At 67.8% G+C, this 26,210-nt stretch carries 22 protein-coding genes; 11 read left to right on the forward strand and 11 right to left on the reverse strand.

Features of this window, described 5'->3' with window-relative positions; all coding sequences use genetic code 11:
- Positions 1 to 95 precede the first annotated feature (95 nt).
- The 7 genes from ACODSC_RS05870 to ACODSC_RS05900 all read left to right on the forward strand — a co-directional run bounded on the left by ACODSC_RS05870 (position 96) and on the right by ACODSC_RS05900 (position 9,240).
- Positions 96 to 1,232 carry an LptF/LptG family permease gene (locus tag ACODSC_RS05870; RefSeq protein WP_488812673.1) on the forward strand — a complete coding sequence of 379 codons (1,137 nt, stop codon included), beginning with the start codon at positions 96 to 98 and terminating at the stop codon, positions 1,230 to 1,232.
- Entirely contained in the window at positions 1,229 to 2,368 is a 1,140-nt protein-coding gene (gene lptG, locus ACODSC_RS05875; protein ID WP_488812675.1) for an LPS export ABC transporter permease LptG, read from the forward strand. Before ACODSC_RS05870 ends, lptG begins: the two co-directional genes overlap by 4 nt.
- 34 nt (positions 2,369 to 2,402) lie before the next feature.
- Positions 2,403 to 4,865, forward strand: coding sequence for an LPS-assembly protein LptD (locus ACODSC_RS05880; protein ID WP_488812677.1), 2,463 nt, complete (start codon positions 2,403 to 2,405; stop codon positions 4,863 to 4,865).
- A gap of 71 nt (positions 4,866 to 4,936) precedes the next feature.
- Positions 4,937 to 6,286, forward strand: a complete 1,350-nt coding sequence (locus tag ACODSC_RS05885) for a peptidylprolyl isomerase (RefSeq protein WP_488812679.1) — start codon at positions 4,937 to 4,939, stop codon at positions 6,284 to 6,286.
- Positions 6,283 to 7,287, forward strand: coding sequence for a 4-hydroxythreonine-4-phosphate dehydrogenase PdxA (gene pdxA, locus ACODSC_RS05890; RefSeq protein ID WP_488812681.1), 1,005 nt, complete (start codon positions 6,283 to 6,285; stop codon positions 7,285 to 7,287). Before ACODSC_RS05885 ends, pdxA begins: the two co-directional genes overlap by 4 nt.
- A gap of 8 nt (positions 7,288 to 7,295) precedes the next feature.
- Entirely contained in the window at positions 7,296 to 8,105 is an 810-nt protein-coding gene (gene rsmA / locus ACODSC_RS05895; RefSeq protein ID WP_488812683.1) for a 16S rRNA (adenine(1518)-N(6)/adenine(1519)-N(6))-dimethyltransferase RsmA, read from the forward strand.
- Between the two features lie 10 nt (positions 8,106 to 8,115).
- The gene (locus ACODSC_RS05900) at positions 8,116 to 9,240 is read left to right on the forward strand and encodes a pyridoxal phosphate-dependent aminotransferase (protein WP_488812684.1); all 1,125 of its coding nucleotides are present in this window, start codon (positions 8,116 to 8,118) and stop codon (positions 9,238 to 9,240) included.
- On the opposite strand, the gene ACODSC_RS05905 is transcribed toward ACODSC_RS05900, so the two are convergent.
- The 8 genes from ACODSC_RS05905 to fabD form a co-directional block, all read right to left on the reverse strand.
- A complete protein-coding gene (locus ACODSC_RS05905) occupies positions 9,237 to 10,985 on the reverse strand; it encodes an ATP-binding protein (RefSeq protein WP_488812686.1) in 1,749 nt (582 codons plus the stop codon). The two genes, ACODSC_RS05900 and ACODSC_RS05905, sit on opposite strands and share 4 nt — an antisense overlap.
- Before the next feature lie 192 nt (positions 10,986 to 11,177).
- Entirely contained in the window at positions 11,178 to 11,819 is a 642-nt protein-coding gene (gmk, locus tag ACODSC_RS05910) for a guanylate kinase (protein WP_488812688.1), read from the reverse strand.
- Positions 11,809 to 12,693: a YicC/YloC family endoribonuclease gene (locus ACODSC_RS05915; protein WP_488812690.1), complete on the reverse strand. Its 885-nt coding sequence runs from the start codon at positions 12,691 to 12,693 to the stop codon at positions 11,809 to 11,811. Before ACODSC_RS05915 ends, gmk begins: the two co-directional genes overlap by 11 nt.
- Entirely contained in the window at positions 12,690 to 13,850 is a 1,161-nt protein-coding gene (gene mltG, locus ACODSC_RS05920; protein WP_488812692.1) for an endolytic transglycosylase MltG, read from the reverse strand. Before mltG ends, ACODSC_RS05915 begins: the two co-directional genes overlap by 4 nt.
- A 1-nt stretch (position 13,851) precedes the next feature.
- Positions 13,852 to 15,123, reverse strand: coding sequence for a beta-ketoacyl-ACP synthase II (gene fabF, locus ACODSC_RS05925; RefSeq protein WP_488812694.1), 1,272 nt, complete (start codon positions 15,121 to 15,123; stop codon positions 13,852 to 13,854).
- Positions 15,124 to 15,275: 152 nt separating this feature from the next.
- Positions 15,276 to 15,515, reverse strand: a complete 240-nt coding sequence (locus tag ACODSC_RS05930) for an acyl carrier protein (protein WP_008264317.1) — start codon at positions 15,513 to 15,515, stop codon at positions 15,276 to 15,278.
- 180 nt (positions 15,516 to 15,695) lie between these two features.
- A complete protein-coding gene (fabG, locus tag ACODSC_RS05935) occupies positions 15,696 to 16,436 on the reverse strand; it encodes a 3-oxoacyl-[acyl-carrier-protein] reductase (protein WP_488812697.1) in 741 nt (246 codons plus the stop codon).
- A gap of 142 nt (positions 16,437 to 16,578) precedes the next feature.
- Entirely contained in the window at positions 16,579 to 17,535 is a 957-nt protein-coding gene (gene fabD / locus ACODSC_RS05940; RefSeq protein WP_488812699.1) for an ACP S-malonyltransferase, read from the reverse strand.
- Between the two features lie 199 nt (positions 17,536 to 17,734).
- Between fabD and ACODSC_RS05945 the strand changes: the two genes are divergently transcribed.
- Positions 17,735 to 19,492: a patatin-like phospholipase family protein gene (locus tag ACODSC_RS05945; RefSeq protein ID WP_488812701.1), complete on the forward strand. Its 1,758-nt coding sequence runs from the start codon at positions 17,735 to 17,737 to the stop codon at positions 19,490 to 19,492.
- Here ACODSC_RS05945 and ACODSC_RS05950 read toward each other — a convergent pair.
- Together ACODSC_RS05950 and ACODSC_RS05955 are read right to left on the reverse strand one after the other, a co-directional pair.
- On the reverse strand, positions 19,489 to 21,294 hold the full coding sequence (locus ACODSC_RS05950; RefSeq protein ID WP_488812703.1) for an aminopeptidase P family protein: 1,806 nt from the start codon (positions 21,292 to 21,294) through the stop codon (positions 19,489 to 19,491). The genes ACODSC_RS05945 and ACODSC_RS05950 overlap by 4 nt on opposite strands.
- 15 nt (positions 21,295 to 21,309) lie before the next feature.
- Positions 21,310 to 22,173: a 50S ribosomal protein L11 methyltransferase gene (locus tag ACODSC_RS05955; RefSeq protein WP_488812705.1), complete on the reverse strand. Its 864-nt coding sequence runs from the start codon at positions 22,171 to 22,173 to the stop codon at positions 21,310 to 21,312.
- A gap of 184 nt (positions 22,174 to 22,357) precedes the next feature.
- Between ACODSC_RS05955 and ACODSC_RS05960 the strand changes: the two genes are divergently transcribed.
- Positions 22,358 to 22,906 carry a hypothetical protein gene (locus ACODSC_RS05960; protein ID WP_488812707.1) on the forward strand — a complete coding sequence of 183 codons (549 nt, stop codon included), beginning with the start codon at positions 22,358 to 22,360 and terminating at the stop codon, positions 22,904 to 22,906.
- A 71-nt stretch (positions 22,907 to 22,977) separates the two neighbouring features.
- Here ACODSC_RS05960 and ACODSC_RS05965 read toward each other — a convergent pair whose 3' ends face one another.
- Positions 22,978 to 23,874 (reverse strand): LysR family transcriptional regulator, encoded by an 897-nt coding sequence (locus tag ACODSC_RS05965; RefSeq protein ID WP_488812709.1) that lies wholly within the window; start codon positions 23,872 to 23,874, stop codon positions 22,978 to 22,980.
- Between the two features lie 104 nt (positions 23,875 to 23,978).
- On the opposite strand from ACODSC_RS05965, the gene ACODSC_RS05970 reads away from it, so the two are divergent.
- Complete coding sequence (locus ACODSC_RS05970; protein ID WP_488812711.1) at positions 23,979 to 25,013, forward strand: aldo/keto reductase; 1,035 nt, start codon at positions 23,979 to 23,981, stop codon at positions 25,011 to 25,013.
- 23 nt (positions 25,014 to 25,036) lie between these two features.
- Positions 25,037 to 26,206: an MFS transporter gene (locus ACODSC_RS05975; RefSeq protein ID WP_488812713.1), complete on the forward strand. Its 1,170-nt coding sequence runs from the start codon at positions 25,037 to 25,039 to the stop codon at positions 26,204 to 26,206.
- The last annotated feature ends 4 nt before the right edge of the window (positions 26,207 to 26,210 follow it).

The following is a 26,210-nucleotide window of genomic DNA, read 5'->3' on the forward strand; positions in this document are numbered from 1 at the left end:
ACAAACGGCGCGTCTGCTTGTCGCGGACGCGCCCTCATGTGCTACTAGATGCGCCTCATTATCGCCGCCTGCAACCGGGCGAAGTCCATCCGCCCATGAACCTGATTCAAAGATATCTTTTTCGCCAGATCTCGCTTCCGGTGGTCGCAGCCTGCGCGGCCCTGGCCGGAATCGGGATTCTGAGCCAGAGCCTGGACCAGCTTCAGGTCATCGTCGAACGCGGCCAGAGCGTATGGGTGATGATCAAGCTGACGCTGCTGGCCCTGCCCCAGCTGCTGGCGGTCATCCTGCCCATCGGCCTGTTCGTTGGCGCCCTGATCGCCCTGACGCGGCTGCAGCGCGAGCAGGAGCTGACGGCGGCCTTCGCCGGCGGCATGACCCGCTGGCAGGTCATTTCGCCCGCCGCCCGCATCGCCGTGCTGGTCACTCTGGCCACGCTGCTGGTGAACCTGTTCCTGCTGCCCTGGGCCCAGCATGAGGCCCGGCGTCAGGCCTTCGACATCCGCACCGACCTGGCGGCCCTGCTCGTCGAGGAAGGCCAGTTCGTCCAGGGCCCCGACGGCCTGACCGTCTATGTCCAGCAGATCGAGCAGAACGGCCTGCTGAAGAACCTGTTCGTCTATCTGGACGACGGCAAGAAGGTCACGACCTGGAACGCGTCCGAGGCCCGGTTCAGCCGCGACGCCGCCGGCACGCCGGTCCTGACCATGATCGACGGCTCGGCCCAGCGTTATTCGTCCGGCGGGGTTCTGGAGACCCTTTCCTTCGGGCGCTACGACTTCTCGCTCGCCCCCTTCACCAGCATGACTGACACCATCCGCTACAAGCCTTCGGACCTTTATCTGCGGCAGCTTATGAACCCTTCGCCCAAGGTGATCGAGGTCGCGGGCACGCGCGGCGAGTTGTTGGCGGAGGCTCATTCCCGCCTATCTTCGCCGCTTTACGCCCTGGTTGCCATCTCCCTGGCCCTGTCCGCCATTCTGGGCGGCGCCTTCAGCCGAACGGGCTACGCCGTGCGTATCGCCAAGGCTGCGGGCCTGTTCCTGCTGCTGCGCGTCATCGGCTACGGCCTGATCGCCGCCAGTGCCTGGAACGCCTGGATGAACGTGTTTCAGTATGTGGTGCCCCTCATCGCCATCACCGTGTCGATGCGCGTCCTGTTCCGCGCCCTCAAGCCGCGCCGCAGTCGACGACCAGCCGTCTTGGGCGGCCTGAAGGCGAGGCTCGCATGACCAGCGTCTCCATGCCCGCCCGCCGTTCGCCTCACATTCCTCGCCTGGGCGTCATCGAACGCTATGTGCTGGTCCAGCAGCTCAAATCCCTGGGCGTGGCCCTGGCGGTGATCTCCGCCCTGGTCATGCTGATCGACTTCGTCGAGGTGTCGCGCGGCCTGGGATCGGACCAGGACCTGTCTGCCGTGCGGATATTCAGCCTGGTGCTGCTGAAATCGCCGGCGGTGATCCTGCAACTGATGCCCTTCGTCTTCCTGTTCGGCACCCTTTCGGCCTTCATCAGCCTGAACCGGCGCAGCGAGCTGATCGCCATGCGGGCGGCCGGCGTGTCGGCCTGGCGGTTCGTTCTGCCCGCCGCCGGCATGGCCTTCGTCCTGGGCGTGCTGACCGTGACCGTGCTGGGGCCGCTGGCCTCGGCCGGCGACGGCCTGTGGCAGCGCGAACGCGCGCGCATTTCCGGCACGGCCCCGGGCGGCGACCCGCGTGAGGCCATCTGGCTGCGCGAGGGCGACGACCAGCGTCAGATGATCATCCGCGCCGGGCGTCAGGATCGCGCCAACGCCCGCCTGCTGGACGTCAGCTTCTTTATCTACACCACGGCGGCCGGCGGCGGCCGCACCTTCTCGGAACGGATCGACGCGCAGGCGGCCTCGCTGAACGCCGGCAGCTGGCGGCTGACCAACGCCGTCGGCGCCCAGATCGGCCAGCGCGCCGTCACCTATTCCAGCCTGACCCTGGTCTCCAGCCTGGCCGACGAGGAGGCGTTCGAACGCTTCGCCCGCCCGCAATCGACGCCGTTCTGGTCGCTGCCCAACCAGATCCAACGCATCGAGAATGCCGGCTTCACCTCCACCGCCTATCGCCTGCGGTTCCAACAGTTGCTGGCCACGCCCTTGGTGTTCGCCGCCATGTCGATTCTGGCCGCCGCCTTCTCGCTTAGGCTGATGCGGCTGGGCGATCTGGCGCGGATGAGCGTGGCGGCCGTGGTGCTGGGCTTCGCCTTCTTCTTCCTGAACCAGTTTTCGTCGGCGATGGGATCGGCCGAGGTGGTGGCGCCCTTTGTCGCCGCCTGGCTGCCGCCCGTGCTGACGGCGCTCGCAGCCTTTACCTTGCTGTTCTATACCGAAGACGGCTAATCGGGCGCCTCGCTTCTCAGACTACGGATGGCCTATGCAGGGTGATCGCCGCGATCGGCGCTTCAACGCTTTCAGAGCAAGGCTTCTCGCCGGCGCGGCCCTGGTCGCCTGCGCGCCCTTTGCGACGCCTGCGCTCGCCCAGGCGGATCAGACGCCCCAGGCCCCGCCAGCCGCTGCCCCTCCGGCCGACGGCCTGACGCCGGAAGCGGTCTTCGTCGACGCCGATCACGCCCGTCGCGAAGGCGATGTCGTCATCGTCAGCGGCGCCCCGCAGGACCGCGCTTATGTCCGCACGCGCGGCCATGTGCTGCGCGGGGAAAACCTGGCCTACGACCTGAACGCCGGAACCGCATCGGGTCAGGGCCAAGTCGAGGCGATCGCGCCCGACGGGACCGTCGTCTACGCCAGTCGGCTGGAACTGGACCGCGACCTCGACACCGGCGTCGCCGTCGATTTCGCGACCCGCCTCAGCAACGGCGCCAGCCTGATGGCCGCCACCGCCGTTCGCCGCAGCGAGAACGCCAACGAACTGAACTACGCCCGCTTCACCCCCTGCCCCATCTGCGACGCCGACGGTCCGCGACGGCCGACCATCTCGATCCAGGCGGAAAAGGTCGTCCAGGACGAGCAGCTTCGGGCCATACTCTACCGCAACGCCGTCTTCTACGTGGGGCCGGTGCCGGTCTTCTACACGCCCTTCTTCTCGCACCCCGACCCGTCGGTCGAACGGGCGTCGGGCTTCCTGGTCCCGATCGTCAACTATGACGAGGGCCGAGGCGTGTCGGTCGAGGCACCTTATCTGCACGTCGTATCGCCGTCCGAGGACTGGCTGATCAGCCCTCAGCTCAACACCTCGGTCGCCCCGCTGCTGAACCTGCAATGGCGCCGTCGGTTCGCCAACGGCATGATCGTGGCGCGCGGCGGCTACACCTACGCCCGCAGCTTCGGCGACTTCGACCTGGACGGCGACGGCGACTACGAGAGCAACGTCGATTTCGGCGACCGCGAAAGCCGCAGCTATCTGTTGTCCCACGGCGAGTTCGACCCCGACGGCCCCTGGCGGTTCGGCTTCACGGCCGAGCGCACGTCCGACAAGACCCTTTTCGACCGCTACGACGTCCGCGATCCCTATCAGGACAACGGCCTGTATTACGGCGACCGCCGCCGCCTGATCAGCCAGATCTACGCCGAGCATCAGACCGATCGCTCCTATGTCTCGGTCGCGGCCTTCTCGATCCAGAGCCTTCGCCTCGACCCGGCCTTCGCCGCCAACGACTTCCGCAATGCGGAAGGGTTCAAGGTGTTCGAGAACGACAACACCCTGCCCCTGGTCGCGCCGCTGATCGACGCGCGGTGGGAGCCGCATGAGCTCGTTCTGGGCGGCCGCCTCCGGCTCAAGGGATCCGCTGTGTCGCTCTATCGCGACAGCTTCGTCGGCGCACCGATCCTCAATCCTGAAATCGTCCCGGCCGACGTGACGGGCCTCAGCGGAGTCGACAGCCGGCGCGTCACCGGCCAGCTGGAATGGCGCCGCGCGATCATCCTGCCGGTCGGCACCCGCATCGAGCCGTTCATCGACACCCGTGTCGATCTCTACTCGCTATCGGACCTGCCGCCCATGATGGGCGTCGAAAGCGACGAGACCGTCAGCCGTTCGCGGGTCAGCGCGGGCGTGGACGTGACCTATCCTCTGATCAAACGCATCGCCGACGCCGACATCATCCTGGAGCCGGTCGGCCAGCTGTCGGTCTCCAACAAGGTGGATCTCGATCCCCGCATTCCCATCGAGGACGCTCAGGTGCTGGAGCTGGACGAGTCCTCGCTGTTCCGCATGGATCGTTTCTCGGGCTACGACCTGCTGGAGGGCGGCGTCCGCCTGACCGCCGGCGGACGGGCCACGATTCGCTGGGCCGAGAGCCGCAGCGCCAGCCTGTTCATCGGCCGCAGCTATCGCTTCGACCAGCAGGACGACTTCCGCACCTCCATTCCGGACGATCCGAGCCAGCTCTACGATCCGACGGGTCTGGCCGCCGAGACGTCGGACTGGGTCGTCCAGGGCGACTTCTCCCCTTCCGATCGCATCCGCAGCTGGGTTCACGCCACCATCGACGGATCGGGCGACATCCGCCGCGCCGAGGCCGCGCTCGACGGACGCTGGGGCCGGCGCAACCTGGCCAGCGTCAGCTACATCCTTGACCAGTCCAATCCGATCGACGGCCCCCTGAACCGGAACTACGAGTTCATTCAGCTAGCGGGTCAGCAGTTCGTCTATCGCAATTGGGGCTTCACCCTGGCCGGCATCGCCGATCTGGACGAGAACGAGATCACCCGCTCCGAGGTCGGACTGCTTTTCGACGACGACTGTTTCCGATTTGAACTGGGCTACCGCCGCGACAACACCCGCGCGCGTCCGGGCGGCCCCTCGGAAGGCATCTATGTGCGCCTAAACCTCGCCACTTTCGGAGGTTCAGGTTATAGACAGGGCGAAATGCGTTGAGCATGACGCTTTACGGGGCGCGATCGCCCGCCGAACCGGCGGCGGACCGCTGTGAGGAATCAGGACGACCAATGGGTTTGATGCGTTATTCGACGGGGGCTGCGCTCGCGGCGCTCCTCCTCGCCGGTTCGGCCTATGGGCAGACGGCGCCCGTTCCTGCCCAGAGTTCGGCGGCCGGCGCCCCCAACCCGGCTGCGGAAGATGCGCCCGCGCCCGCCCGTGCTGAACCCCAGTTCGAGATGGCCGACGGGATCGTCGCTACCGTCAACGACAAGATCATCACCGGCTTCGATCTGCGTCAGCGCATGCTGATGCTGATCGCCTCGTCGCAGGTCCAGCCCACCGAGCAGAACCTTCCCGCCATCCAGCAGGCCGCGCTCAACGCCCTGATCGAGGACCGCCTCAAGACCGAGGAGATGGCCAAGTACGAAACCCTCAAGGTCTCGGACGAGGAAGTCGATGCCGAAATCGGTGAAATGGCGCGCCAGGCCGGCACTACGCCGCAGGCCTATGTGCAGTTCATGCAGCAGGGCGGCATCCAGCCCGCCGCCTTCCGCGAGAACCTGCGCACCCAGATCGGCTGGGGCCAGCTGGTTCCCGGCCGGTTCAACAGCCGCGCCCGCCCCAGCAATCTTCAGATCGACCAGGAAGTCCGTCGCCTGAACGAGGCGGCCTCCAAGCCGCAGTTCCTGATCGGCGAAATCTACATCGATGCGGCGCGTGTCGGCGGGGCCCAGGCCGCGCTCAACGGCGCGCGTCAGCTGGTGCAGCAGATCATTCAGGGCGCGCCCTTCCAGGCCGTCGCGCAACAGTTCTCATCCGCCCCGTCCGCCAGCGCCCGCGTCCCCGGCGACGCCGGCTGGATCGTCAGGGATTCGCTGCAACCGGCTGTCCAGACTGTGCTCGACCAGTTGCAGCCCGGCCAGCTGTCGAACCCCATCGTCGTCGATGGCGGCGTCTACATCATCTATCTGCGCGACAAGCGCGACGGCGCCGCGACCAGCCTGGTCTCGCTCCGGCAGGTGATGGTCGAACTGCCGGACACCGCCTCGGAAGCCGACGTCGCCGCCGCGACGCAGAAGCTGAACGCAATGCGCACCGGCCTGACCTGCGACAACATCATCTCCCAGGCGCGCGCCACAGAGGGCGTCCTCGGCGCCGACCTGGGCGAATCCGACGTCGCCAACCTGGCGCCCCAGTTCCAGCAGCTCGCCCGCACCGGCGAGATCGGTTCGGTCTCGACCCCGATCCGCACCCCCTTGGGCCTGCACCTCGTCGCGGTTTGCGGCCGTCGCGTGGGCGGCCCCGAGGCGCCGAACCGCCAGCAGGTCGAAAACCGTCTCCGCGGCCAGAACCTGGCCGTGCTGGAGCGTCGCTATCTGCGCGACCTGCGCAACGACGCCCTGATCGAGTTCAAATGACCCCAGCGGTCGCGCCTCTGGTCCTGACGCTGGGCGAACCCGCCGGCGTCGGGCCCGAGATCGTGGCCGCGGCATGGAAGGCCCTGAGCGCCGAAGGCCGAGCCTTCGCCGTCATTGGCGACGCCGCCCTCATGCGCGCCCAAGGCTTGCCGGTGGTCGAGGTCAATGGCCCCGGCGACGCTCATGACCGCTTCGCTTTGGCGCTTCCGGTCATCCACCGTCCCCTGCCAGCGCCCGTCGATGTCGGACGACCCGACCCCGCCAACGCCTCCGCCGTCGCCGATGGTATCGAGGAGGCGGTCAGCTTCGCCCTGTCCGGCGAGGCCTCCGGCGTCGTCACCGCCCCCATCGCCAAGGCGCCGATGTACGCCTCGGGCTTCCGGTTTCCGGGCCACACCGAATTCATCGCTGAACTGACCGCCGACGCCCCCTACGCCGGCACGCGCGGTCCAGTCATGATGCTGACCGCCCGCGACCTGCGCGCCTGCCTGGTCACCATCCACGTCGCCCTGGATCAAGTTCCTGAACTGGTTACGGCCGAGCGCGTCGCCCGCACCGCCCGCGTCGTCCATGAAAGCCTGAAACGCGACTTCGCCATCGCCCGCCCGCGCCTGGCCATGGCCGCCCTGAACCCCCACGCGGGCGAAGGCGGCGCCCTAGGGCTTCAGGAGATCGACACCCTGATCCCAGTCGCCCGTCAGCTTCGCGCCGAGGGCATCGACATCACCGATCCCAGGCCGGCCGACACCCTGTTCCATGACGACGCCCGCGCAACCTATGACGCCGCCGTCTGCATGTACCACGACCAGGCCCTGATCCCGGTCAAGACGCTGGACTTCTGGGGCGGTGTGAACGTGTCGCTGGGCCTGCCCGTCATCCGCACCTCGCCCGACCACGGCACCGGTTTCGACATCGCAGGCCAGGGGATCGCGCGTCCCGACAGCCTGATCGCCGCCATTCGTCTGGCATCGGAGATGGCGGCGGCCCGCGCCGCGCGCTAACAGGGCGTGTGACCGACCTTCCCTCCCTCCGCGAAACCCTCGACGCCCACGGCCTGCTGGCCAAGAAGAGCTTCGGCCAGCATTTCCTGCTGGACCTCAATGTGACGCGCAAGATCGTCCGCCTCGCCGGCCCGTTCGACGGCCGAGCCGTGATCGAGGTCGGCCCCGGCCCCGGCGGCCTGACCCGCGCCCTGCTGGAATCCGACGCCGGCCCGGTCGTGCTGGTCGAAAAGGATCCCCGCTTCGTGCCCCTGTTGACCGAACTGGACGACGGCTCCGGCCGCCTGACCATCGTCGAGGCCGATGCGTTGAAGGTGAAGGAAGGCGATCTGGTCACCGGCCCGACCCATATGGTCTCCAACCTGCCCTACAACGTCGGCACACCCCTGCTGATCAAATGGCTGACCGGGCCGTGGCTGCCGCACAGCCTGACCCTGATGTTCCAGAAGGAGGTGGCCGAACGCGTCGCCGCAGGGCCAGGCGAGAACGCCTATGGCCGTTTGGCCGTCATCTCCCAGGCCGTCTGCACCGCCCGCATCGTCATGCACCTGCCCGCGGCCGCCTTCACCCCGCCACCGAAGGTGGCCTCGGCCGTGGTCCATCTGGTCCCGCTGGACGAACGCCCGTCGCCCGAACGGCTGAAGAAGCTGGAGCGCGTCACCGCCGCCGCCTTCGGCCAGCGCCGCAAGATGCTCCGCTCCAGCCTGAAACAACTGGGCGGCGCCGCCCTATGCGAAAGCGCTGGCATCGAGCCGGACGCGCGCGCCGAGACCATCGACGTGGCGGGCTTCCTGCGTCTGGCGGATGCCCTTGCCTGAGACCCTTGCCATGACCGTCGAACCCTTCCGCGCCATCTCCGTCAGCCGTCTGGCGCACCAGCTGAAGGCCGAAGGCCGGTCGATCATCCACATGGAGTTCGGCCAGCCCTCGACCGGCGCCCCCGTCGCGGCCATCGCCCGCGCGCATCAGGTGCTGGACGCCGACGCCATGGGCTATTGGGAAAGCCCCGACCTGCGCGCTCGCATCGCGCGCCTGTATGACGACCGCTACGGCGTCACGGTCGATCCCGACAGCATCCTGCTGACCTGCGGCGCCTCTCCGGCCCTGGTTCTGGCGCTCAGCACCCTGTTCAAGCCCGGCGACCGCGTAGCCTTGGCCCGTCCCGGCTATGTCGCCTATCGCAACACCCTGCGCGCCCTGCACCTTGAACCGGTCGAGATCGCCTGCGGGCCCGAGACCCGGTTCCAGCTGACGGCCGACCAACTGGAAGCCCTGGATCCCGCCCCCGCCGGCGTCATCATCGCCAGCCCCGCCAATCCGACCGGCACCATCATCCCCGAGGCCGAACTCGCCGCCATCGCCGAGGTCTGCCGCGCGCGCGACATCGCCGTCGTCTCGGACGAGATCTATCACGGCCTCAGCTACGTCGGCCCGACACCTTCGATGCTGCAGTTCGCGCCCGACGCCGTGGTGATCAACAGCTTCTCGAAATACTGGAGCATGGCGGGCTGGCGGCTGGGCTGGCTGCTGGTCCCGGAAGCCCGGATCGACGCCGCCCGCGCCTATATCGGCAATATGTTCCTGACCCCGCCCAGCCTCAGCCAGCACGCCGGTCTCGTCGCCATGGACGCGGTCGATGAACTCGAAGGCCACATCCACAACTACGCCCACAACCGCCAACTGATGCTGGACGCCCTGCCCGCCCTGGGCCTTCGCAAGATCGCCCCGCCCGACGGCGCCTTCTACATCTGGGCCGATATCGGCCATCTGACGGACGACAGCGCGGCCTTCTGCGAGCAGTTGCTGCGCGACACCGGAGTCGCCACCGCGCCCGGCGTCGACTTCGACCCGGTCGATGGCTGCCGCTTCATCCGCTTCAGCTTCGCCGTCTCGACCGCCGAGATCGAGGATGCGCTGAACCGCCTTCGCCCCTGGTTCGCCGCCCGGGCTTAGGCCGCCGCGCGCGACGCCGCCGATGTCGCCCGGTGCAGGGCGTCATAAAGTTTTCTGGGTTCCAGCGGCTTGGCCAGCCAGTCGGTCATGCCGGCAGCGTAGCAGGCCTCCACCTGTTCAGCCTCGGTCCCGGCGCTGAAGCCGATCACCGGCACGGCGGCGTTCGGCCCATCCGAAGCCCGCAGCCTGCGTGTCGCCTCATTGCCGTCTATCCCCGGCATGTTCACGTCCATCAGCACCACGTCGAACGGCCGCTCCGCCAGCAGCGCCAGGGCCAGATGACCATCCGACGCCGTGGCCAGATCGACCTCCAGCGGCTGCAGCACTAGGGCGATCGTGCGGCGATTGATCTCGTGATCATCCACGGCCAGCACACGGATGCGGCGCTTCAGTACCGGAGCGCTGGATTCGAAACCGTCTTCGGCCTCGGTCGGCTCTCCACCCGGCAGATCGACGCACAAGGTGAAGGCCGCCCCCTCGCCCGGCACGCTAGCGGCAGTCAGATCGCCACCCATCAGCCGCGCCAGTTCCCGGCTGACGGTCAGCCCCAGCCCCGTGCCGCCATAGGTGCGCGCCACCTCGGCGGACCCCTGAGCGAAGGGCGAGAACAGCCGGCTCATCGCCTCCGGCGTAATGCCTGCGCCCTGATCGGTGACGGTCAGGGTCAGGCAGTGTCTTTCGCCGACGACCGGCGCCGACGCCGTCAGACGGATCGTCCCCGCCGGCGTGAACTTGATCGCGTTGGAGATCAGATTGTTGACGATCTGACGCAGCCGGTAAGGATCCCCGCGCAGCCATACAGGCTCGCTGTCGATGCCCGACGTCTCCAGCGTCAGCCCCTTTTCCGCCGCCGGCGCCGCCCAGAACCGCGCGGTGTCGCGCAGGAAGTCGTGCAGTTCGAAGTCGCGGCTCTCCATCGACATCGCCCTCGCCTCCATCTTGGAATGGTCCAGCAGGTCATTCAGCATCCCGGTCATCAGACGGCCGGCGTCGATGATCAGATCCGCCGTCTCCTCGCGCTTTTCAGGCAGTTTCCCGCCGCGAATGACGTGGGCGCCGGCCAGGATGGCGCTGACGGGCGTACGCAGTTCATGGCTGACGATGGCGGCCATGGCGGCGCGGTCGGCCATGGCCGCCTGCGCCTGTTCCAGCCGCCGCTCGGCCTCCGCGCGCGACAGGACCTCGGCGCGACGCGAAGCGTGGACGCGCCAGTAGACGTTCAGGATCGAGCCGGAGAACAGGGCGGCCGACAGGGTCATGACCATTACCCCGTGCATGTCGCCCTGGATCATCTTCACCACGGGCATCAGAACCAGTATCCCCAGATAGGGTCCGCCGCCGATGAAGAAGACCGTGCGTGACCCGATGCCGGACGCCACATTGGTCAACAGCCCGCCCGCCAGCGTCAGGGCGGCCAGGGTCACCAGGGCCGGATGGTTGGTCGACCAGATAATCAGCGCCATGCCGCCATAGGTGGTCGACATCAGGGTGGTGGAGACCAAGGCCACGGCGATCGCCAGTCGGCTGGTCGGCGGATCGGCCCGACGAAAAGGCGTCATGACCGCCACTTCAAACGCCTGCACCAACAGCGATACTGCCAGCCACAAGGGAATCCAGCGACCGATCCCCGCCGCATGCATGGCCCAGGCGATCACGATGGACAGCAGCAGCCGGACCGGCACCTGCTTCAACCGCTCCTGGGCGCTCCCCGCCAGGAGAGGACCGATAGACTCCAGAAAACGCATGACACCCCCGTTCGCCGCCTACCGTTAGGTGAAGATGGCGAACAGGACGTAAACTGCAGAATTCACCAGATAGGGAAACTCCCCTAACGCCCTGTTCACAACCTGACATCTTTCATCAGGCAAAAGGGCGGTCAGTAAGCGTAGCGTTGAGTACCACAGCGCCGTGGACCGCAGGGTCCGCGGCGCTGTTTCTCAAACGACCTCGCGCAACAGCGCGGCCTTGTAGTCGTTGACCCACAGGTTCCTGAACCGGCGCGACCGCTCGGCATGATAGATGTGGGCCAGTTCGGCGTAGGACCCGTCGAAGTCCTCGTTCACCAGCACATAGTCGAAGGCGTCGCAGTGTTCTATCTCGCCCTTGGCGTTGGCGACGCGGCGTTCGATCACGTCCTCGGCGTCCTGCGACCGCGTCACCAGCCGGCGGCGCAGCTCTTCCAGACTGGGTGGCAGGATGAAGACCCGCACGGCGTCGTTCGGGCATTTCTCCGCCACGTCGCGCGCCCCCTGCCAGTCGATGTCGAACAGCACGTCGCGCCCCTCGGCCAGAGCCCGGTCCACCGGCGCGCGCGGGCTGCCGTAGCGATTGCCGTGGACGTCGGCCCATTCCAGAAAGGCGTCGGCGTCAACCAGCCGCTGGAACTGCTCCTTGCCGACGAAATGATAGTCGCGCCCGTCCACCTCGCCCGGCCGGATGCCGCGCGTGGTCATGGATACGGACAGCTCCAGCCCCTTGTGGTCGGCCATCAGCCGGCGACACAGCGACGTCTTGCCCGCGCCCGAAGGGCTGGCGACGATCAGGAGGACACCCCGACGGGGCGTGCGTTCATTCGACATTCTGGACCTGCTCACGCAACTGTTCGATGACGGCCTTGAGCTCCAGGCCGATTCCGGTGAGCGCCGTCGTAGCGGATTTCGAGCAGAGGGTGTTCGCCTCTCTCATGAATTCCTGCATCAGGAAGTCGAGTTTCCGACCGGCCGGCGCCGAGGTCACAAGCTGGCGCGCCGAGGCGACGTGCGCCGTCAGCCGATCCAGCTCCTCGCGCACGTCCGCCTTGGTCGCCAGCGCTGCTGCCTCCAGGAAGATTCGGTCCTCCAGCCCCGGCGCATCCGGCGCCAGTTCGGATATGCGTCGGGTGAACCGGTCGCGGATCGTCTCGACCTGCGCTGTCGCCTCGCCCTCGGCCTGGGCGACCAGCGTCTCGATCCGCGCGATGAAATCCTCGATAACCGGCGTCAGCTGCGCGCCCTCGTTCTGGCGCGAGGCCTTCAGCGCATCCAGCGCCTCTTCGACGGTGCGGGCCATGGCCGCCTCCACCGCCGCCCGCGCCTCTGGATCGTCAACCTCTTCCGGCGCCTCGATCACGCCGCGCAGGGCCAGCAGGCCGTCGGCCGACGGCGGCGTCGCGCCGTCCTCGGCCAGTTCATTGGCCAGGGTGAGATAGCGAGCCAGCACGGCGGCGTTGATCGTGACGGCCGCCTCGCCGGCCTCAACCCGCTTGGCCTGAACGCCGACGGTGACCTGGCCTCGAGCGAACCGCGCCTGGCCCGCCGCCTTGGCCGACCGTTCCAGCGCATCGAAGCCGTTCGGTCCCCGGAACCGGATTTCCAGATTGCGCCCGTTGACCGAGCGCGCCTCGACCGACCAGGTCCAGCCCTCGCCGGCCCCGTCCGCCCGGCCGAAGCCGGTCATTCCCGATAGGCTGCTCATCGTGGTCCCTGCGTCGCGCCGGCCGGAAGCGTGATCGTCGCCTGGCCGCCTTCGACGGGCGCGGCGGCCGGTTCGGTCGTCATCGGGGCGGCGGTGGCTCCCGGCGCAACAGGCGCAGGCGCCTCCGGCGGCAGGCCTGCCTTCTGCCGCTCGATCTGACGCCAGCGCGCCACGTTCTGCAGATGCTCGTCATAGGTCAGGGCGAAGGCATGTCCGCCCGAGCCGTCCGCAACAAAGAACAGAGCCGGGTCCGCCGGCGGATTCAGCACTGCGGCAAGCGCCTCCTTGCCCGGATTGGCGATGGGCGTCGGCGGCAGGCCGTCGATCTGATAGGTGTTCCACGGCGTCGGCGCCAACAGTTCGGAGCGCCGGATCCCCCGCCCCAGCGGCCGTCCCTTGGTCACGCCATAGACGATGGTCGGATCGCTCTCCAGCCGCATCCCGGCCCTCAGCCGGTTCGAGAACACCGCCGCCACGCGCGGGCGCTCGGCCGCCAGGCCGGTCTCCTTCTCGACGATGGAGGCCAGAACGACGGCCTCCTCGGGATTGCGCGCGACCGTGGCCGGCGAACGCTGGCTCCACAGCAGGCGCAGGTTCTCGCTCGCCGCGCGCTGCATCCGGTCGATCACCGACTGGCGGGTGTCGCCTCGTGACACCTCATAGGTGTCGGGCCACAGGCTGCCTTCCTCGGGAGTCTCCACGACCGTCCCGGTCAGAACCGCCTCCTTGTTCAGGATGTCCACGGCCTGCAGCGACGACCAGCCTTCAGGCAGGGTCACGAAATGCCGCACCACCCGCCCCTCGACCAGCAGCTTCAGCACCCCGGCCAGGGACGTCCCCGACGGCACCTCGTATTCGCCGGCCCTTAAGCGACGATCTGCGCCGGTGAACGTCGCCGCCGCGCGGAACAGGTCGGTCGAACGGATTACGCCCGCCGCCTTCATCCGCGCCGCTATGGCCGAGACGCCCGACCCGCTGGACAGGGTCACGACCGTCGCGTCCCCCTGCCGCGCCGCCGGACCAGGCGCATAATAGACCGCCCACACCGCGATCAGCGCGACGATCAGGAACAGGCCGAAGGTGGCGGATGCGGTCAGCAGCGAGACCGTGAACCCCGACCGTCCGCTGGACTTCTCGACCCGTCCCCGCCCGAACATCTCAGTCGACCTTCTTGAAGATCACCGAGGCGTTGGTGCCCCCGAAACCGAAGCTGTTGGACATGGCCACGTCGATCTTCATCGGCTTGGCCTTGTTGGGGACCAGATCGATCGGCGTCTCCATCTCCGGGTCGTCCAGATTGATCGTCGGCGGCGCGACCTGATCGCGGATGGCCAACACGCAGAAGGCTGCCTCGATGGCGCCGGCCGCACCCAGCAGGTGCCCCGTCATCGACTTGGTCGAGCTGACGGTCAGGTTCTGCGCATGATCCCCCGCCAGCCCTTCGATGGCCTTCAGCTCGATCCAGTCGGCCATGGTCGAGGTGCCGTGAGCGTTGACATAGTCCAGGTCCGACGCCTCCATCCCCGCCCGCTTCAGCGCCATCTTCATGGCCCGCAGACCACCCTCGCCATCCTCGGACGGGGCCGTGATGTGATAGGCGTCGCCGCTCATGCCGTAGCCGACCACCTCGGCGTAGATCTTGGCCCCGCGCGCCTTGGCGTGTTCGTATTCCTCCAGCACCAGGATGCCGGCGCCCTCGCCCATGATGAAGCCCGCATGCCCCTTGTCATAGGGACGCGACGCCTTCTCGGGCGTCTCGTTATAGGCGGTGCACAGCGCCTTGCAGGCCAGGAAGCCCGCAATACCGATCGGCACGACGGAACTTTCGGCTCCCCCGGCGACCATCACGTCCGCGTCGTCCAGGGCGATCATCCGGGCCGCATCGCCAATGGCGTGGGCGCCGGTCGCGCAGGCGGTCACCACGGCGTGGTTCGGTCCCTTCAGTCCATGCCGGATCGAGATCTGACCGCCGGCCAGATTGATCAGGGCGCTGGGAATGAAGAAGGGGCTGACGCGGCGCACGCCCTGTTCCCTCAGGACGATGGCCGTCTCGGCGATGGGGCCCAGGCCGCCGATGCCGGAGCCGACCATCACGCCGGTCCGTTCCTTGTCCTCGTCCGTCTCGGGCTTCCAGTTCGCGTCGGCCAGGGCCTCGTCCGCCGCCGCGATGGCGTACAGGATGAAGTCGTCGACGCGCTTTCTGTCCTTCACGGACATGATCTTCTCGGGGTCGAAGTCGCCTTCGCCGCCCCCGCCGCGCCCATCCACGCTCGGTATTTCACCGGCGATGGTGCAGCCGTATCCCGTGGTGTCGAACGACGTGATCGGACCGATGCCCGACCGTCCTTCGACGATCCCTTTCCAGCTCTTCTCGACGCCCCAACCCAGGGGGGTCAGCAGACCGATGCCCGTAACGACGACGCGGCGCATGGTGCGGCTCCTTCAACTGCAATTCCTGCCTTCGGAATCACATGGGGATTCGGGAGGGTCAGAAACAGTAAAGGCCGCCGGGCGTCTCCGCTAGGAGCGCCGGGCGGCCCTATTAACCGTCAGCCTGTTCGGCTGCCAGTCGGGGGCTGAACTCAGCCGGCCGACTTTTCGTCGATGAACTTGACCGCATCGCCGACCGTCTGGATGTGCTCGGCGGCGTCATCCGGGATCTCGATGTCGAATTCTTCTTCGAAGGCCATCACCAGCTCGACGTTGTCGAGCGAGTCGGCGCCCAGGTCGTCGATGAAGCTGGCCTTTTCCGTGACCTTGTCCGGATCGGCGTCCAGGTGGTCGATGACGATCTTGCGAACGCGCTCGAGGGTGTCGGACATGAGTGTCTCTCTGCCTGTTTGAAATCGCCGTAGAGGCGGGGGTAGCTCTGGAAATCGCCGTCTCACGGCAGCGAAGGCGACGCAAGCCCGAAAGCCCGAACCGCCGATGCATTCAACCCTTTAGCACAGGCTTTTGGGCTGGAAATAGTCTGTTGCGCGTCGTGATGACGGCAGCCGACCTTAAATCATCGCCATGCCGCCGTTCACATGCAGGGTCTGGCCCGTCACATAGGCGGCTTCGTTCGACGACAGATAGACGGCGGCGGCGGCGATCTCGTCGCCTGTGCCCAGTCGGCCGGCCGGGATACGGCCCAGGATGGTCTCGCGCTGCTGGTCGTTCAGCACGTCGGTCATCGGCGAGGCGATGAAGCCCGGCGCGATGCAGTTGACGGTGATGCCGCGCGACCCGACCTCCTGGGCCAGCGACTTGGAAAAGCCGATCATGCCGGCCTTGGACGCCGAATAATTGGTCTGGCCTGGATTGCCGGTCACGCCGACGACAGAGGTCACGCCGATGATTCGCCCCGACCGGCGCTTCATCATCCCCTTCACCGCCGCGCGGGTCAGGCGGAAATAGCTCTCCAGATTGATCTGGATGACCGACTGGAAGTCCTCGTCCTTCATCCGCATCAACAGGCCGTCCTTGGTGATGCCGGCGTTGGCCACCAGAATATCCAGCGGCGCCCCCGCCGCCGTCTCGGCCGCATTCACCAGATTATCGACCGACTCGGGGTCCGACAGGTTCGCCGTGGCGAAATGCGCCCTCTCCCCCAGCTCCTTGGCCAAATCCGCCAGCACCGCCTCGCGCGTGCCCGACAGCACCACGGTCGCGCCCTGGGCGTGCAGCGCCCGCGCCACGGCCCCGCCGATCCCGCCCGTCGCGCCGGTCACCAGCGCGGTCTTGCCTGCAAGATTGAACATTCAAATTCTCCGCTCATCCCGGCGAAAGCCGGGACCCAGTGCTTTCATGCGCAGGATGGCCGGGATCACCGTTCCTGCGCAAACCCAAACGCTCATCGCCCATAGATCTGGGTCCCGGCTTTCGCCGGGATGAGCGGCTAAATCACGACGCCTTCGCGAACGCTTCCAGCTCTTCCGGCGTATTCAGCGGCAGGCTCTCGGCGTCCGGAGCGATCCGCTTGGCCATGCCGGTCAGCACCTTGCCCGAGCCGACCTCGACGAAGCGGGTCACGCCGCCGCCAGAACCGGAAGTGCCCGCCATCCACTCCATGCTCTCGCGCCAGCGCACCCGGCCGGTGACCTGTTCGACCAGCAGCCGGCGGATCACTTCAGGATCGCGCTCCGGCCGCGCCAGCACATTGGCCACCACGGGCACGACCGGCGCCAATATGGTCGCCGAAGCCAACGCCGCCGCCATCTCGTCCGCCGCCGGCTGCATCAGCGGGCAGTGGAAGGGCGCCGAGACGTTCAGCGGAATCGCCCGCGCGCCCAGTTCCTTGGCCTTTTCGATGGCCCGGTCCACAGCCGCCTTCTCGCCCGAGATGACGATATTGCCGTTGTTGTTGTCGTTGGCGACCACGCAGACGCCGATTTCCGAACCCGCCGCCGCCGCCGCTTCGGCCAGAGCAAGATCCGTCTTGGGACCGATCAGCGAGGCCATCGCCCCCTGCCCCACCGGCACCGCGCGCTGCATGGCCTGACCGCGCAGCTTCAGCAGCCGCGCCGTATCCGACAGCGAGATCGCCCCGGCCGCCGCCAGAGCCGAATATTCGCCCAGCGAGTGACCGGCGACATAGGCCGCCGTCGTCACATCGAAACCGAACTCGACCTTCAGCGCCCGGATCGCCGCCACCGACACCGCCATCAAGGCGGGCTGGGCGTTCTCGGTCAGGGTCAACTGGTCTTCAGGCCCCTCGCGCATCAGCACGGACAGCTTCTGCCCCAGCGCTTCGTCCACCTCGGCGAAAACGTCGCGAGCGGAAGCGAAGGAATCGGCCAGTTGCGCGCCCATGCCGACGGCCTGGCTGCCCTGTCCCGGAAACAGAAGTGCGAGGGTCATCGACCCCTCCCTGAATCGTTGATCAAGGCGCGGACCCGTAACCCCTGACTTCCCCAAGGGCAAGGCTGCGTCCAGCGCATCTCAGTCCATCCGAGCAAAGCACCTTTTCTCCGAACTTCGCAGTGGGGGCACGAGGGCGCTTTCGCTTGTCAGCACCGACCCAATTCACCCGCGCTGGAATCTCGCCTACAACCCCATCATGGCCACGCTTCGTCCCGACACGCTGGCGACCTCGCTCGCGCGCATTTTCGAAGGTCGCATGATCGACCAGGCCAGCTGGTTCGCCCTGACCGGCGGCGAGCCGCTGTTCTCGCAAGGCGACCCGGCCGACACCCTGTATCTGGTCCGCTCGGGCCGTCTCGGCGTCTTCCGGCTGGACGCGGATCAGCCGCCGCACATGCTGGGCGTGGTCAAGACGGGCGAGCCGGTGGGCGAGATGGCCATGCTGGCCGGCACGCCCCATACCGCCACCGTCGTCGCCCTGCGCGACAGCGAAATCCTGGCCCTTCCGCGCGAAGCATTCTTCGAGGCCGCACGCACCGAGCCGGACCTGATGGTGGAACTGTCGCGGCTGATGATCCACCGCGCCCGCGAGCGCACCGCCGGCGCGTCGGAGCCGAGCGTCTTCGGCTTCGTCTCGGCCCGCCCCCGGCCGATCCGCGCCTTCGTCGAGCGCATCGCCGCCGCCATCCAGGCCATGGGCTTCACCTGCCAGGTCATCGACCAGTCGGCCCTGACCTCGGCCGTCGAATGGTTCAGCCGCGTCGAGGGCGACCACGACTACGTCCTCTATGTCGCCGAACAGGATCAGCCCGCCTGGGCCAATCTGTGTGCGCGCCAGGTGGATCGGATGTTCATCGTCGGCAGCGGCCTTCTGGCGCCGCCTGCCGCCGTGCCGCGTCGCATGGGCTTCGGCGACGGGCGTCGGCTGACCGACCTGATCCTGCTGCGCGACCCCCGGATGCATCACCCGGCCAACACCCGCGTCTGGCTGGATGCGCTCCAGCCCGACCGGTGGTTCCACTGCGTCGAGGGCCTGGCCGGCGACGCCGAGCGGATCGCCCGCGTCGTGACCGGCACGTCCGTCGGCCTGGTGCTGTCGGGCGGCGGCGCGCGCGCCTATTGCCACATCGGCGCGATCAAGGCGCTGGAAGAGGCCAAGGTGCCCATCGACTTCGCCGGCGGATCGTCCATGGGGGCGGTCGTCGCCGCCGGTCCGGCCCTGGGCTGGAGTTCCGAACGGCTGGACTTCGAAATCCGCCGCGCCTTCGTCGATTCCGATCCGCTATCGGACCTGGCGGTGCCGATCATCGCCATGTCACGGGCGCGAAAGGTCGCCGGCCTGCTTGAGCGGGCCTATGGCGACATCGACCTGGCGGATCTGGCCCTGCCGTTCTTCGCCGTCTCGTCCAACCTGACCTCGGGCCGGATCGAGGCGCACCGCACCGGCCTGATGCGCCGCGCCATGCGGGCCTCCATCGCCATTCCCGGCGTCCTGCCGCCCGTGGTGATCGACGGTCAGGTGCTGGTGGACGGCGCCGTGCTGAAGAACTTCCCCACCAGCGTGATGCGCCAGCTGAACAGCGGCCCGATCATCGGCGTGGACATGTCCCAGACGCGCGGCGTCGATCCCCAGGCGCTGGAGAACCCGCCGTCCTGGTGGAAATGGATCCTGTCCGGCGCCTGGAAGGCCGGCCCGCCCATCGTCTCGATCCTGATGCGCTCGGCCACCATCACCACCGACGCCGAAATGTCCCAGTCGCGCGCCGACGCCGACGTCCTGGTCCTGCCCCAGATCACAGGCAGCGATATCCGCGACTGGAAGACCTACGACGGTCCCGTCGCCGTCGGCTACGACGCCACAAAAGCGGCCCTGGCCGAACTGCCCTGCCCCGTCACCCAGCTAAGGCATTGTCCGACGGAAAAAACAGACCCGTCAGCAGAAACGGAGGCTTAAAGCGGCGCGCAGGCCCTTTCCAGCCAGGTCCGCACCTCGCCATCCACCAGCGGCCCGACCTTGGCCAGGGTCTCGGCGTGATAGGCGTCGACATAGGCCCGCTCGTCCGGCGTCAGCAGATCGACGGCGATCAGCTTGCGGTCCAGCGGCGCGAAGGTCAGTTGCTCGAACCCGTGCATCGGCCGCTCGCCGCCCTCCGGAACCACCGCCGGCGTCACCACCTGCAGGGTCTCGATGCGGATGCCCCAATGCCCCTCGCGGTAATAGCCCGGCTCATTGGACAGGATCATCCCCTCCAGCAGCGGCTGGGACGTGCCCCATTTGGCGATCCGCTGCGGCCCCTCGTGGACCCCCAGATAGGAGCCGACCCCGTGGCCGGTGCCGTGATCGTAATCCAGCCCCGCCGCCCACATCGGGGCCCGCGCGATGGCGTCCAGGGCCATGCCGCTGGTCCCCGCCGGGAAACGAATGGTCGCCATGGCGATATGGGCCTTCAGCACCAGGGTGAACTTGTGACGCTGGTCCGCCGTCGGTTCGCCCACCGCCATGGTGCGCGTCACGTCGGTCGTGCCGTCCAGATACTGCCCCCCGCCGTCCACCAGCAGCAGCGAGACCTTCTCGACGTTGCGGATCGTGGCGCCGACCGGCTTGTAATGCGGCAGCGCCCCGTTCGGCCCGGCCCCGGCGATGGTGTCGAAACTCAGGTCCTTCAGCGCCCCGGTCTCCTCGCGGAACCGCTCCAGCGCCTCGACCACCTCACGCTCGTTCGGCAGGGTCTCCTGAACCACCGTATCGACCCAGTGCAGGAACCGGCTCAGCGCCGCGCCGTCGCGGATATGCGCCTGGCGGCTGCCCTCGATCTCGACCGCATTCTTGGCTGCGCGGGGAATGGCGCAGGGATCCATCGCCCGCACCACCGTCGCCCCGGCGCTTTCCAGCCGGTCGAAATACCAGGCCGAGGACAGCGATGGATCGATCATGACCTTCTGACCCGACAGCCCGTCCAGCGCGTCCGCCAACTGCTCGGTCGCTTCGATCCGAACGTCGTCGCCCAGCCAGCCGGGCAGCGCATTGGTCACCTTGGCCGGATCCAGGAACAGCCGCGCCTTGCCGTTCGCCGCCAGTATGGCCTGACCGATCGGCAGGGGCGAACGGATCACGTCCCCGCCGCGCACATTGAACAGCCAGGCGATCGACGTCGGCGCCGTCAGCACCACGGCGTCGGCGCCGGCGTCAGCCACGGCCTTGCCAATCCGCGCCCGCTTCGCCGCGTGGCTCTCGCCGGAATAGACATCTTCATGCGGCACGACCGGCGCCGTTGGCTGGGCCGGACGATCCGCGCCCCAAGCCAGATCCAGCGGATTGGCGTCCACGGGCTTCAGCGTCGCCCCCGCCTTCTGCGCCGCCGCCTTGAAGGCGACCAAGGCGTCCGGGCTGTGCAGCTTCGGATCGTAGCCGATCACCTGACCCGCGCTCGCTGTCTCCAGATAGGCGGCCACGTCGTTCAGGTCGCGCCGATCCAACAGCGCCGGATCGGTCTGGACCTTCACCTGAACCGTATAGCGGCCGTCGGTGAACATGCTGGCCCGGTCCTGAAACACCACCGCCGCCCCGGCCGAACCGGTGAAGCCCGTCGCCCAGGCCAGCCGCTCGTTGGCGTCCGGCAGATACTCGTTCTGATGCTCGTCCTCGTGCGGGATCAGAAAACCGTCCAACCCCTGTTTGCCCATCTCGGCGCGCAACAGCGGCAGGTGCTTGGCCCCGAAGGACGGATCGGTCGTTTCATCGAAGGTCTGGCGCATGATCGTCCTTGTCTCTCAGCCCTTGCGCAGTTGCAGCGCGCTCCAGGCGTCGTGATGGATGGTCTGTTCGACCACGAAGCCCAGCGGCAGATAGGCCTCCAGCACCCGCTCCTCCTGCGTGCGCAGCAGGCCCGACAGGATGGCGACCCCGCCGGTCTTCAGCGCGGCGCCGATCTCGGGCGCCAGCTCGACCAGGGGCGCGGCCAGGATGTTGGCGAACACCAGATCGTACGGCAGGTGCTGGGCGATGCGCGGATCGCTCAGACCGTCGGCGAAATAAAAGTCGCATTTGGCCTCGTTGATCTCGGCGTTCTCGTTGGCGATCCGCGCCGACGGCTCGTCGATGTCGGTGCCGACGGCGATGGGCGTGCCCGTCTTGGCCGCCGCGATCGCCAGCACGCCCGTGCCGCAGCCGACGTCCAGCACCTTCTCGAAGGTCTCGGTCTTCAGCAGAGTGTCGAACGCCTCCAGGCAGCCGACCGTGGTGCCATGGTGACCCGTGCCGAAGGCAGCGCCCGCGTCGATCTTCAGCGTCACCCGACCTTCGGGCACCTTGCCGTGATCATGCGCGCCATAGACGAAGAACCGCCCGGCCTCGACCGGCGGCAGGCCCGACAGTGACATGGCCAGCCAGTCGGCGTCGGCCAGCTTCTCGACCAGCACCGTCACCGGATAACCAGCCAGTACGGCCTTCAGCCCTTCGACCTCGTCATCGGTCGTGGGGAAGGCGTCGATGCGCCAGACGCCCTTGTCCTCGTCTTCTTCCAGGATGGAATAGGTCGCGCCCTCCAACCGGGGATCGGCGTCGATGGCCTCTGCGGCGGCCTCTGCGGCGGCGCGGGGACCGCGAGCGATTATCTGAAGAGCGGACTCGGACATTTCTCAAACACCGGTAATATGGCGAATCGTAGCGATCCGGCGTTGTCTGCCCGTCGCCGCCGCGTTTTTATCAAACCGAGGGGTCGGGGAATACATGGCCAAGTCACCGTCTACGTCTAAACCAGCGTCGCCAAAGCCGGCGACCGCCGCTTCCAAGCCTAAAGCCGCGCCGAAGTCGAGCGCCGTGAAGCCCGCCGCCGCGAAAACCGCTGCGCCGAAGGCCGTCGCCAAGCCCGCTGCGGCGTCCAAGCCGGCAGCGGCAAAGGCTGTTACACCCAAGGCTGCGGCGCCCAAGCCCGTCGCCGCCAAAGCCGTAGCCCCCAAGGCCGCCGCCAAACCGAAAGCCGCTCCGCCCGCCAAGGCTCCGGTCGCCGCTCCGAAGGCTGCGCCCAAGGCCGCCGTCGCCAAGACGGCCGCACCTAAAGCTGCTGCACCAAAGGCTGCTCCTAAGGCTGCTGCTCCGAAAGCCGCCGCGCCCAAGGCCGTCGCTCCGAAACCGGCTGCAGCGCCCAAGGCCGCTCCGGTCGCCAAGCCTGCCGCCGCTGCCGCTGCACCCAAGCCCGCGGAACCGGTCGCCGCGCCCAAGCCGGTGACCGCACCCGCACCTACGGCCGCTGCTCCGGCTTCCAAGCCGGTCGAAGCCCCCAAGCCTGCCGCCGCACCAACAGCCTCCAAGCCCGAAGAAAAGGGCTTCTTCGCCAAGCTGGGCGACATGATCTTCGGCAAGCGCTGATCGCACCTCACGTCTGATCTTGCAGATCGCCGGACGGTTCACCCGTCCGGCGATTTTCGTTTGAGGTCGCCTCAACGCAGCCGTTCGGCCAGATAGTCGACGAACACCCGCACCCGCGCCGGCATGTTTGCGCCGCCGACGAAGACCGCATGGATCGGCTCGCGGTCCCCCGGATTGAAATCCTCCAGCAGCGGGACCAGCCGCCCCTCGGCGATGGCGTCGCCCACGCTGAAATGCCCCACGCGCGTCACCCCCACGCCGGCCAGCGCCAGCTGCGTCAGGGTCTCGCCGTTATTGGCCTCGACCGGCCCCCTCACCGTCAGGGCGTAGTCCCGGCCGTCGCGACGGAACGGCCATATCGGCTCCTGACGCCGAAAGTTGAAGTTCAGGCAGTCGTGATCGTGCAGGTCCTCCGGCACGCGCGGCACACCCCGTTGCGCCAGATAGTCAGGCGAGGCGACGATGGTCCGCCCTGTCTCGCCCAGCCGTCGCGCCGTCAGCGGACTGTCGGCCAGCGGCCCGAACCGGATCGCCACATCCGCCTGCCCCGCCGCCACATCGACCACGACATCGGTCAGGTTGATGTCGATCAGAATGTGGGGATAGCGGCCGACGAACTCGCCCAGCAGGGGCACGACATGCTGGCGACCATGCGCCAAGGACGCGCTGACCCGCACCCGCCCGCGCGGCGCCCCCTGGTCGGCGATGCTCTGCTCGGCGTCGTCCAGATCGGCGAGAATGCGACGCGCGGCGCCCAGATAGGTCTGCCCTTCCGCCGTCATGGTCAGCACCCGCGTCGTGCGCAACATCAACCGCACGCCCAGCCGCGCCTCGATCCGGTCGATGGTTCGACTGATAGCTGAGGGCGTCAGACCCAGCGCCCGCCCGGCGGCCGAAAAGTTGCCACTCTGGATCACGGCGACGAAGACTTCCATCTCGCGCGCCCGATCCACCCCGATCATCTGCATCTTTGCGTCCAGATCAAAAATGTTTGGCCTGACACCTGCCTACCGCCGTCGCACGCCAGCGTCCATCTGTGCCTCCGAACACAGACCCGGTCACGAGGACAGTCATGGAATATCGTCAACTTGGAGCATCGGGCCTGCGCGTGCCGGTCCTCAGCTTCGGCACGGGCACCTTCGGCGGCTCCGGCCCCCTGTTCGGGGCCTGGGGCAACAGCGACGTCAACGAAGCGCGCCGCCTGATCGACATCTGCCTGGAGGCCGGGGTCAATCTGTTCGACACCGCCGACGTCTATTCCGACGGCGCCTCGGAGCAGGTGCTGGGTCAAGCCATCAAGGGCCGCCGCGACCAGGTGCTGATCTCGACCAAGACCGGCCTGCCCACCGGCGACGGCCCGGGTGAATGGGGCGTGTCGCGCGGCCGACTGATCCGCGCGGTCGACGACGCCCTGCGTCGCCTCGACACCGACCATATCGACCTGCTGCAACTGCATGCCTTCGACCCTTCGACCCCATCGGATGAGCTGCTGGCGACGCTCGACACGCTCGTGACCTCGGGCAAGGTCCGCTACACCGGCGTCTCCAACTATCCCGGCTGGGCCCTGATGAAGGCGCAAGCCATAGCCGAGCGCGACGCCCGCCCCCGCTTCATCGCCCACCAGGTCTACTACTCCCTGATCGGCCGCGCCTATGAGGCCGACCTGATGCCGCTCGCCGTCGACCAGGGCGTCGGCGCGCTGGTGTGGAGCCCGCTGGGCTGGGGCCGTTTGACCGGCAAGATCCGCCGCGATGCCCCGATTCCCGAGGGCAGCCGTTTGCACCAGACCGCCGCCTTCGCCCCGCCCGTCGAGGACGAGCACCTGTACCGCGTCGTCGATGCGCTCGACCTCGTCGCGGCCGAGACCGGCAAGACCGTGCCCCAGATCGCCATCAACTGGCTGCTGCAACGCCCGACCGTCGCCTCGGTCATCATCGGCGCCCGCAACGAGGAACAGTTGCGCCAGAACCTGGGCGCCGTCGGCTGGAGCCTGACGCCCGATCAGATCGCCGCTTTAGACGCCGCCAGCGATGTCCTGCCGCCCTATCCCCACACGCCTTACCGCCAGCAGGAAGGGTTCGCTCGACTGAACCCGCCGCTGGTCTGAGCCTCGAAAGCGCCCTCCCCAAAATGAAACTCAACCCTCCCCTTCTGGCCCTCGCGGCCGGCGCCTTCGGCATCGGCGTGACCGAGTTCGCGCCGATGGGCCTGCTACCCATCATCGCCACGGACTTGGGCGTCTCCATTCCCACAGCCGGCCTGCTGATCAGCGCCTATGCCCTGGGCGTCATGCTGGGCGCGCCCCTGATGACCCTGACCACTGGACGGGTGCCGCGTCGAACGTTGCTGATCAGCCTCGCCGCCATCTTCACCGTCGGCAACCTGCTGTCGGCGATCTCGACCGACTATTCGATGCTGCTGATCGCGCGGGTCATCACCTCGCTGAACCACGGGGCCTTCTTCGGCGTCGGCTCGATCGTCGCCGCCAGCCTGGTGGCGCCGAACCGTCAGGCGGGCGCCGTCGCCGCCATGTTCATGGGCCTCACCATCGCCAACGTCGTCGGCGTGCCCCTGGCGACCTGGGCCGGAGACGCCCTGGGCTGGCGGGCCAGCTTCTGGGGCATCGCCGCCATCGGCGTGGGGGTCATGGCCGCCCTGCGTCTGACCCTGCCCACCCTGCCGGCCCCGACCGGCGGGAATATCGCCGCCGAACTGCGCGTCCTGGGTCGCGGCCCGGTGCTCGCGGCCCTGGCCCTGACGGTGATCGGCTCCAGCGCCATGTTCACCGTCTTCACCTATATCGCTCCGATCCTGCGCGAGCAGACCCACGCCTCGCTCGGCTTCGTCACCGCCATGCTCGTCACCTATGGCCTGGGTCTGACCCTGGGCAACTGGCTGGGCGGCAAGTTCGCGGACAGATCGGTCGACCGCACCCTGATCGTCACTCTGGCCTCGCTGTCGGCCATCCTGATCGCCTTCGCCTTCGCCATGCCCTTCGCGGTTCCCACCTCGATCCTGGTCTTACTGTGGGGCATCGCTAGCTTCGCCCTGGTGCCGCCGCTGCAAGTGCGCGTCATGGCCGCCGCCGGCGACGCGCCCAACCTGGCCTCGGCCATGAACATCGGCGCCTTCAACCTGGGCAACGCCATCGGCGCAGCTGTGGGCGGGGCGGTCATCGCCGGCGGCCTGGGCTATCCAACCGTCTCCATCGCCGGGGCGGTCGCCTCGGGCCTCGGCCTGTTGCTGGTCCTCTTCCTCACCCGCAAGCGGTCGCCCGTGACGGTCCCCGCCATCGGCTGATGCC

The sequence above is a fragment of the Brevundimonas sp. FG128 genome (genome assembly GCF_057809775.1).